General features: G+C 63.6%; 2 protein-coding genes. Both read right to left on the reverse strand.

The window, feature by feature from the left end:
• Positions 1-150: 150 nt before the first annotated feature.
• Positions 151-792, reverse strand: coding sequence for a hypothetical protein (locus tag ABTZ59_RS37155; RefSeq protein ID WP_351426006.1), 642 nt, complete (start codon positions 790-792; stop codon positions 151-153).
• Positions 789-965 (reverse strand): hypothetical protein, encoded by a 177-nt coding sequence (locus ABTZ59_RS37160; RefSeq protein ID WP_351426009.1) that lies wholly within the window; start codon positions 963-965, stop codon positions 789-791. The genes ABTZ59_RS37155 and ABTZ59_RS37160 overlap by 4 nt, the downstream gene beginning before the upstream one ends.
• Positions 966-1,243: the final 278 nt, after the last annotated feature.

The raw sequence follows: 1,243 nt of genomic DNA on the forward strand, positions 1-1,243 counted from the left end.
GCTACGAGCGCAAAGCCGAACACTTCCTCGCCTTCACCAGCATCGCCTGCACCCTCATCTGCTACCGCAGATTCACCAAATGAGATGACGTCTTAGACGTAAGCGGGGCACTTTGACAACACTCCCCCGGCGGCGCGACATGGCAGCCTGTCACAGCACGCGACGCTCGGGTAGCAGGCCCAGTTCACGTGCAGCGGCCAGGTCCTCATACGCCGCAGTCCGTCCGACATGCGTACCGGGGCGGACGAGCGTCTTGATTACCTGGCGCGTGGAGAGGCCGGCGGGTGCATCCCAGACGATCTGCGCAGTCTTCTCGATACGGGGCAGGTAGGTGCTCCACCATCGTGGCCCCGTACGACGCCGGAGCTCCTTCACAAGGGCGATCTGCGGATCGGACATGACAAGGCAGAGCCTTCTGACAACTGGTGGCCCCCACCCGTCGACGATCCACTCCCAGCCCTTTTCGGTGCTCTTGAAGGGGCCGTAGGGGATCACGGACAGGGCGAGTGGCAGAGCGAGCTTCCGGGCAGAAGCTCGAACTCGGTCCTTCTCCTGGTCTGAAGGCACGCCGCCGACCGTGGTGGCGTTCTCCTGCTCGACGAACCCCCCGCGGTCGACCTCGAGTGCGACGCACATGTCCACGCCCGTCGCGTTGCAGCTCAGCCAGATGCGGAAGCGGGGCGGAAAGAGATGACCGGCGACCTGTACCGGACGGTCCTCGAACCAAGCCTCGTCTCCATCGTGAAGACTGGAGGGCTCGACAATCAAACCTTCCGTCCAGTAGCGATTCATTCGGCTCCCCCGCCACGGTTGTTACGGAGCGCGCCGACCAGCAGCAGGCCAAGAGTTGTCGTCCCGGCGAACGCCATGGCGGCGTCCCGTACTGCCTTCGTGATCGGCTCGGAGTCGGCCTGGGCAAGGATCACGGCTGCGGCGGCCGCGAGCAGCCCGACCAAGACAGCCACCAGTACGCGGTAGTGAGTAGGTTGCACGGATCCACTCTGATGGCATCGATCCGGGCAATCCAGCGTTCCTCGGTCCGCAGAACACGAGACGAAAAAGCGGACAACCCTCTAACCTGCATAAACTCCACCGGCGCCGTTGGAGTCGGCGTGAAAGTGACATGGCCTTTCGTCACCAGCGTCAGCACTAGGTGTATTGATCCGCAGCGTTGTTTACGCGGCTGATCGGGGGCTGGCCTGCGAGTGCGGTGTGGCTGCGGTGGTGGTTGTAGGTGTGGAGG

The organism is Streptomyces sp. NPDC094034 (assembly GCF_040303865.1).
Taxonomy (GTDB): domain Bacteria; phylum Actinomycetota; class Actinomycetes; order Streptomycetales; family Streptomycetaceae; genus Streptomyces.

Coding starts and splice junctions, on each gene's coding strand:
- ABTZ59_RS37155 (WP_351426006.1), bottom strand. CDS start 792: ATGAATCGCTACTGGACGGAAGGTTTGATTGTCGAGCCCTCCAGTCTT.